This is a genomic window from Devosia sp., assembly GCF_030689745.1.
GTDB lineage: Bacteria > Pseudomonadota > Alphaproteobacteria > Rhizobiales > Devosiaceae > Devosia > Devosia alba.
In genome coordinates this window covers 1-6,640 of sequence record NZ_JAUYGL010000188.1, presented here as the reverse complement: position 1 = coordinate 6,640, position 6,640 = coordinate 1, and the positions used below count along the sequence as shown (strand labels likewise).

11 protein-coding genes are annotated in these 6,640 nt (G+C 54.4%); 9 read left to right on the top strand and 2 right to left on the bottom strand.

Translation table 11 applies throughout. The annotated features are described in order from the left end of the window. The 8 genes from Q8O80_RS16595 to Q8O80_RS16560 all read left to right on the top strand — a co-directional run. Positions 1-196 (top strand): hypothetical protein (locus tag Q8O80_RS16595; RefSeq protein ID WP_305581259.1); only part of this gene is annotated, 196 nt, incomplete at its 5' end. A 445-nt stretch (positions 197-641) separates the two neighbouring features. After that, on the top strand, positions 642-899 hold the full coding sequence (locus tag Q8O80_RS16590; protein WP_305581257.1) for a hypothetical protein: 258 nt from the start codon (positions 642-644) through the stop codon (positions 897-899). A gap of 8 nt (positions 900-907) precedes the next feature. Then, the gene (locus Q8O80_RS16585; RefSeq protein ID WP_305581255.1) at positions 908-1,141 is read left to right on the top strand and encodes a hypothetical protein; all 234 of its coding nucleotides are present in this window, start codon (positions 908-910) and stop codon (positions 1,139-1,141) included. A gap of 105 nt (positions 1,142-1,246) precedes the next feature. Continuing rightward, entirely contained in the window at positions 1,247-1,447 is a 201-nt protein-coding gene (locus tag Q8O80_RS16580) for a hypothetical protein (RefSeq protein ID WP_305581253.1), read from the top strand. Between the two features lie 15 nt (positions 1,448-1,462). After that, entirely contained in the window at positions 1,463-1,831 is a 369-nt protein-coding gene (locus Q8O80_RS16575; protein WP_305581251.1) for a hypothetical protein, read from the top strand. Between the two features lie 17 nt (positions 1,832-1,848). Then, the gene (locus Q8O80_RS16570; RefSeq protein WP_305581249.1) at positions 1,849-2,226 is read left to right on the top strand and encodes a hypothetical protein; all 378 of its coding nucleotides are present in this window, start codon (positions 1,849-1,851) and stop codon (positions 2,224-2,226) included. 16 nt (positions 2,227-2,242) lie between these two features. Beyond that, the gene (locus Q8O80_RS16565; RefSeq protein WP_305581247.1) at positions 2,243-2,473 is read left to right on the top strand and encodes a hypothetical protein; all 231 of its coding nucleotides are present in this window, start codon (positions 2,243-2,245) and stop codon (positions 2,471-2,473) included. A 31-nt stretch (positions 2,474-2,504) separates the two neighbouring features. Further along, positions 2,505-2,801, top strand: coding sequence for a hypothetical protein (locus Q8O80_RS16560; RefSeq protein WP_305581245.1), 297 nt, complete (start codon positions 2,505-2,507; stop codon positions 2,799-2,801). On the opposite strand, the gene Q8O80_RS16555 is transcribed toward Q8O80_RS16560, so the two are convergent. Both Q8O80_RS16555 and Q8O80_RS16550 read right to left on the bottom strand, forming a co-directional pair. Further along, positions 2,758-4,310 (bottom strand): IS3 family transposase gene (locus Q8O80_RS16555; protein ID WP_305581243.1). Its coding sequence is split into 2 segments (ribosomal slippage): positions 2,758-3,848 and positions 3,848-4,310, totalling 1,554 coding nucleotides; the frame shifts between segments, so codons are not numbered across the junction. The two genes, Q8O80_RS16560 and Q8O80_RS16555, sit on opposite strands and share 44 nt — an antisense overlap. Positions 4,311-4,510: 200 nt before the next feature. Further along, the gene (locus Q8O80_RS16550; protein ID WP_305581241.1) at positions 4,511-5,305 is read right to left on the bottom strand and encodes an EAL domain-containing protein; all 795 of its coding nucleotides are present in this window, start codon (positions 5,303-5,305) and stop codon (positions 4,511-4,513) included. Positions 5,306-5,587: 282 nt separating this feature from the next. Between Q8O80_RS16550 and Q8O80_RS16545 the strand changes: the two genes are divergently transcribed. Next, positions 5,588-6,640, top strand: a 1,053-nt coding sequence (locus tag Q8O80_RS16545; RefSeq protein WP_305581239.1) for a hypothetical protein, incomplete at its 3' end; no start/stop codon positions are given.

Below are 6,640 nucleotides of genomic sequence, written 5' to 3'. Positions count from 1 at the left end.
AATCAAAAATGCCTTCCCGAATTTGGACATACAGGCGGTGCGCGGCAAAGGCTATGTGTACTTCGACGGGGATGACGGCTTTGACAAAATCGAATCTGTTTACACGCATCCAACTAGCACCACGACCGATACTATGGTTCGCCTTTGCGTCAATGAAATAAATCGAGCTATTGAAGACGGAAAAACGAGCGCCTGAAAGATTCGAATCTGGTAAGAAATGAAGCCACGATTGTGATTTTAGAAGCAAAGTTTTTGCATTCAGAGCCGGCACTTAACAGTTCGAGGATGCCCCTGTATGAAGGCTCAAACTGTGGCAGACAAGTTGGTTGCTAAAGGGTGTTCTTGTACCAGCGTTGTGGAACCGAGCCCAGACGCTTCTGGCCGCGTAAATATCAACGACCGAATTCATGTTGAGGTTCCCTTCGAAGGGGATGTGTTGCTGGTTGTGATGAAGCAGCCTGACGGTAGCCTTGTTTATGGTCGGCCAAGAAAACGCATTGGGTACGTCGAGCTGGATATTTCATGCGCCGTTCACCAAGGATGGCCGCGTCCATAAGTGAAGGCCCGTGGGAAGGCAAAGCCAAGTCACCAGGAGCAAAATCGGCCTGATGACTACAACGAATTGTTCTAGGGAGATAGCGATGAATAACCCCGGCAAGACCTTTGTTGCTCGCGACATAGCCGAAGGCTTGATGGCGACAGCGCAAGGGCCGGTTTCACTGGAAGAAACGGCATCACAAGCCGCAAAAGAGTTGGGCGCGGTACTGGCAATCGGTGGCGCTCTCGCACATGCCGATCTGCCGATCATTCGGCGACGCTTGGATGAGGTTATCCGGGCTACCAACGCGGCTATTCAAGCTTGTGAGTTGCTGCAACTCCCGCAGGCCGCAGACAAGTAGGGAAAAACATGGCACACACCAAAGCAGATTTTGATGACGCCGCTGAGCGGCTGTTAGGCCCGCTCTACCGCCCATTGAAGAACCAGGGCATGTCCCGCTCGGCTCTATGTGTCGAGATAGCCAGCCGTGAGTTCGTAGGGGCTACCATGCCAGGGCCAAAGAAGGATTCGGACTTGCAGCTAGTGCGTGAAGTCGCTATCGACCTCTGGTATCGCGGCGGGAACGTAGAGCTGTTGAACTGAAAGGGCTGCAAGTTTTTAACCGCGCCGCCAGCGACTCGAAGCCGCCGAAAATCGCCTTTCTGCTGCCTTCGCAGCAGTAAGCAACTAATCGAGGAAGCCACAGCTATGAACGTTCGCTTTTTATTTGCACTGCTAGCAGTGTTTGCGCTCTTGGCTTCTCAGGCCTTTTTAGCAGCTTACATCATGTCGATTGGAGAGCTTAAAGCTGGGTTTTCTGCGATGGCTATCGGTTTAGGTATTTTCGTGCTTGCCGGTCTTGCTGGGCCAACTATTGATCGTCTTGTTAAGCAGCCAACGAAGTTATAGGAAGCCAGAATCAAAATGAACAGTGAGTCAGCAGAAAAAATTGATCAGCATTTTCGCTTGGTAGCAGTCCCGGCGCTTGCCATGTTTATTATGGCGGTCGTGCTCGGGTTCTTCGCTTTCGTGATCGATCCGAGGCTACAAGGTTCCGTGCCGTTATCAGAATGGTCTCTTTTAGCCAAGGCTATGCACTACATCGCGCCATGGCTAACTGTATGTTTTGCATTCTGCGCGGGAGGGCTGTGCGCGAACTCCCTAGGCGGCAGGGCAATCTGCTTCTTCACTAATCGCTGCGTTGTAATCTCCCTGATGGCAGCTGGAATATTCACGATAGTGATGGTCTGGCGTGCGTCGTTTGGGGTTGTTGACACTCTGCTAACTAAATGACTTAGGAAAACACCGTCATGAGCATCGACAGCAATAGCGCCGCCACGATGAGCAGCAGCGCCTTTCTGCAAGGCATCCACCACGCCTACGCCCAAGTGGATGGTTCCTACTCCTGGCCAAACAGCCGCGAAGGTGACTTGCTGCGTGCTGCCAAGTCCGAGATTGAGGCTTTGCGTGATGCGCCCGACTCTGGCTCTGTTCATAAGCCCACTGCCGCCGAGTGCGTGGCTTTGCCAGTTGAGCCGTCTGTAGCTCTGCTCACTACCATGTCTGCCGCCCTCGGCATCGATCCTCTCGGCGATGGTTCGGATGGTTCGTACCCAATAACTGGTGCGCAATCGACGGTGCGTCAGTGCTACGACGCCCTAGTCCGCTCTCTCCGTCAAACAAGCTGATCAAGGAAATCAAGGCATGGCTATTTCGATTGCAAAACTCAAATCAATTAAAGCTGAACAAGGCTGGCTGAATCTGATCGGGATTGCCTTGGTTATCTTCGGCGGACTCCTGTTTCTTCCCGGCTCGGTGATCATCGGCTACTTCCACATGAAGGCTGCCGGCATCGCTCTTGTTCTCTGCATCTGTCTGGTGAGCATCGGCTGCGCGGTGATGAAAAATCGCCCTGCCGCTGATACCGGCGAATAGTTCAAGGAAAACAACTATGAGGACACAGCCGGTGAGTGAAATTGGAGAATACGATCTGATCCACCATCTGGAGCAAGCTGTCCAGGAGCTTGACGCCGATTCAATCGGATTGGCACACAACATGGGCACAGCCACACTCGACCAGTTGCATGAAATTGTCGCCTTCGCCGAGCGTTTAAAGCAGGGTGCCCTGATTGAAATGTGGGGGCGTGAGCGAGCAGCTAAAAATATGAACTGCACCACCCCGGCGTTTTGCAAGGTAGTTGTCGCGTCAGCCGTGTTTTTTATGCCGCTATTTTTAATGCCTGTTGCTCCCTTTCTGGGTTGAGTGTGACGGCGCCGATGTGTTGCCAGTTTCGTGTCGCGCCCGACCAGCGATGCGGGTGTTGATTGCGAGCTTGCTGGTACAGCACATGACGCTTGGCCAGCACCTCTTGATCCTCACCGCGATGACGCTGCTCCGGAGTCACGAAGCGGATGCGGCTGTGGCGGTGTTCGTGGTTGTACCAGCGGATAAAATCGCGCACCCAGCTGCGTGCGGCGTCTAAATCTGCAAAGCCATCCTTGGGCCATTGCGGGCAGTATTTCAGCGTTCTAAACAGCGATTCTGAGTACGGATTGTCGTTGCTCACCCGTGGCCGTCCGCGTGATGGAGTGATACCTAAGTCGTACAACTTGCTCAGCAACGTCGACGATTTCATCGGCGCGCCGTTGTCCGAGTGCAGCACCAAAGGCTTCCCGGCGCAGCGCTCATTCAGTACGGTGCGCTGCATCAACTCAGATGCGCGCTCGCCGCTTTCTTGCGCGTAGACCTCCCAGCCCACGGCCTTGCGGCTGTAAATATCCTCGATCAAGTACAGGTAGTAATACTGCCCGCGCACCTTTGAGGTCAGGTAGGTTATGTCCCACGACCAGACCTTATTGGCGGTGGTTGCGCTGTGCGTGGTCGGCGCAGCGTGCTTGTGGGGCGCATGGCTGCGGCCGCGTCGATGCTGTTGATCGGCGGCTTTCAGGATGCGGTAAAAGGTCGCCTCTGAGCCTAGGTAACGACCCTGATCGGCCAACCTGGGCACAATCTGGCTCGGCGGCAAGCTGGCGAACTCCGGGCTATTACAGATCGCCAAGATCGCGCAGCGCTCTTGCTCGCTCAGGGCGTTCGGCGGCTGTGGCCTTAGCGTGGTGGTGCGCACATCGGCCTGCATAACCGGCGACAGCGTCCAGCGTTGCAGGCTGCGCAGCGATAGCCCGATCTCGGCACTGGCAATCGCCTTGCGCGCACCCGAAGCGACAGCGTGATTAAAGCGCTCAACGAGTTGTTGCCGTTCTGGCAGCGAGGTCAAACGTCCTCGCTGTCGTTGCCCCAGAAGGCATTCATCTTTTTTCGCAGCACCAAGATCGCAGCGGTTTCCGCCAGCGCCTTGTCTTTGCGGCGCAGTTCACGCTCCAACTCGGCGATGCGCTTTTTGTCGGCACGCGCTTGGTCACGCTCAGCCTTGAGCTGCGCTTTAGCGGACATCTGGCCGGTGATGCAGGCTTGGCGCCAGGCGCTAATTTGCTCAGGGTACAAACCCTTGCTGCGGCAGTACTCACTAAGTTCGATCTCGCTCAATGTGGCCGCGTACAACACCGCTGCGAACTTGGCTTCAGCCGGCCAGTTATCGGCATTGTTCTTGTCTCCGGGCACCACAGCGCCTCCTGCTTTGAGCTTGCTGCGCCAAGCATACAGGGTGGCCTGGGAGATGCCTTCTTGACGTGACAACTCAGCCACGGACATGTTTTGCGGCGGCAGTAATTTGTTAATAAGGGCAGCTTTACGCTCAGGTGAATAGCTCGACATTACAGCTCTCTTTGACGCCCCCGATCTATCGTTTTGATAAATCAACTGAGGCGACAACTAGCCTGACACCGGGGGACCCTGGAGCTACCGCCCGAGGGCTACGCCGGCTACCAGCCTAATTAAGAGCCAGTCGGTTAGTAAGCGCAATTGCACTTGCGCTGTTGCAGTTGCGTTTAACGCCCCTGCTTTGGCACTTACCGCTAGTTACTAGCTAGGTGGCAAGGCGGGATATTTGCCTGGGAACGAGGTGTGATAATCCTTTTCCGAGTTCCTGGAGCTGGCAAGTCAATGAATGAGGCAGGCTTCCAAAGGTGAAAGCCTTGGTAGAAGTCAGCTCCAAGCGACTTCACTATATTCATTTCGAAAGAGTTCTCTACTCCTTCGATGACAACGGTCTTTCCAATGCTTTTGCACCAGCGAATCAGGCGGTCAACAGCCTCCATGTAATAGGGGTCTTCTAGCAATCTAGCTGTTGAGTTACGGGATAACTTACATCCCGCGATCAGGTCTGACCTGAGCAGGTGTGACTTGGCGAATCCGTCCTCAATGTCATCAATCACAACTGCTATGTTCTGGTTCTTGAGCAATTGAATGCTCTCCAGAAGCAACGGAACCTTCCCGTCAGCAGTCTCAGTAATCTCGACAGTCACCCTGCCTGATAAACCGTTGTCCAAAATAACATCGGCAATCTGCTTGGCTACTGGAGGGTAGCTTAGGGTCACTTGAGACATGTTCATCCAAAGATTCATGCCGTCGAGTTTGGCTGCATCCGAACAAGCTAATCGTGCTATTCGGGCGTCGAGAGTGGCTATTGTCCCAGCTTCCTCGGCATCGTTGATGATGGAAAAGGTCGTGTGGTTACAGCGATTAGGGCTAACCCGCAGCAGTGATTCATACGCAACGACCTCCAGCTCATCCTGGGTGATACGGGCCACTGGTTGGTAGACCATGTGGATCGGGGGGGCGGTTTTTTCCGCCACTAAATTGTTGTCCATTCTGCACCTGCATGCGGCTCTGGTCATTTGGCCTTATTTGTTAATGCACCCCGCGCATCCCCCAAATAGCGGGTGAGCGTTCTGTCGTGTTTGTTTTTTTCGTGCAGTGCAGTGCAGAACCGGGCCGGGGCTTAGGCTGAGGACTTTGCGTTCGTGCAATGTCGCGACCGTCGCTGCGGATTGGCGTCTGGAATCCTGGGATGGGTGTTGACGACTTTAATGCGTGACCTGATGACACTCGATGCCGGGCGTTATCGTTTGTGCATCAAAGGAGAAATGCCCATGTCCCTGTTCGATCATCTTCAAACTCTCGACGACGATACGCTGGTGCTCGCTGCTACCGAGCGCGTATCTCGCCATATCAAAATGCAGGCAGCACTGTTGCAGTCCATTGCTGGCAAGCGCTCCTGGTTTGCCAAGGGCAAGGTGAGAACCATCACCCAGTGGATCGAAGAAGTCTGGTTGGAGCAGTTGCCGAGTGAGCAGCTGCTGTATCCAGTTCAGGAGCTTGCTGTAGTAAAAAGCGTGGCTGACCGTTCTGGCCTTCTGCCTGAAAACTTGATTTCTTCTACTAGCACCGCCCGCCGAATCGCTCAGGCTTACTCCACGTTCATTAAGTTCAAGCTTCCAACTGATCCTGACCGCTTTCGCTTCAAGCGTGAGTACGAAGTGTTCTGGCAGTGGCGCACGCTTATCGAGAGCGACTGCCGCAAAAACGGCTGCGTGTTCCGTGCTGAGCTTCCGGCACTGGTGCTGTCTGCCATTGAGGCTGACGAGTTAGTGCTGCCCCGCAAAGTGGTAATGGCCGGCGTGCTGTACATGAACCCGTCTGAGCGCGCCATTCTTGATTTGCTTCTTGCAAAGGGTGTTGAAGTCGTCGAGTTGGACTTCGAAGGCGAGGCAACCACGCCAAATCTGCGTCGTGCAGTCACTCAGTCTGACGAATTTGAGCAGGTTGCAGAGTGGGTCAACGCCACCCTCAAGCCCTATATAGAAACCCCGCATGCAGCTCCTTCGATTGCGCTGTTAGTACCTTCGATGGATACCCATCAGGCGCCATTGATTGAAGCGCTTACTATGTCGGTGAGCCCTGCCTCTCTATTGCCGATGAAGGATGGTGTAGAGGTGCGAGAACCGTGGGATATTTCCAGTGGTGCAACGCTGGGTGCTCGCCCAATGATCCGCGCAGCTATGGGTATCTTGTCCATTACCAATCGCGAGGCTGATGCAGATGTGTTCAGCCGCGTTCTGCGCTCCAGTTGGGTGGGCGGTCATTCTGTTGAGGGGGCTCAGCGGGCACTTGTTGATATTTGGCTGCGTGAGAACAACGGGCTC

Bases quoted from the DNA above. Each gene is read 5' to 3' on its own strand.
- Q8O80_RS16550 (WP_305581241.1), bottom strand. From the start codon at position 5,305: ATGGACAACAATTTAGTGGCGGAAAAAACCGCCCCCCCGATCCACATG.
- Q8O80_RS16570 (WP_305581249.1), top strand. From the start codon at position 1,849: ATGAGCATCGACAGCAATAGCGCCGCCACGATGAGCAGCAGCGCCTTT.
- Q8O80_RS16580 (WP_305581253.1), top strand. From the start codon at position 1,247: ATGAACGTTCGCTTTTTATTTGCACTGCTAGCAGTGTTTGCGCTCTTG.
- Q8O80_RS16575 (WP_305581251.1), top strand. From the start codon at position 1,463: ATGAACAGTGAGTCAGCAGAAAAAATTGATCAGCATTTTCGCTTGGTA.
- Q8O80_RS16565 (WP_305581247.1), top strand. From the start codon at position 2,243: ATGGCTATTTCGATTGCAAAACTCAAATCAATTAAAGCTGAACAAGGC.
- Q8O80_RS16585 (WP_305581255.1), top strand. From the start codon at position 908: ATGGCACACACCAAAGCAGATTTTGATGACGCCGCTGAGCGGCTGTTA.
- Q8O80_RS16590 (WP_305581257.1), top strand. From the start codon at position 642: ATGAATAACCCCGGCAAGACCTTTGTTGCTCGCGACATAGCCGAAGGC.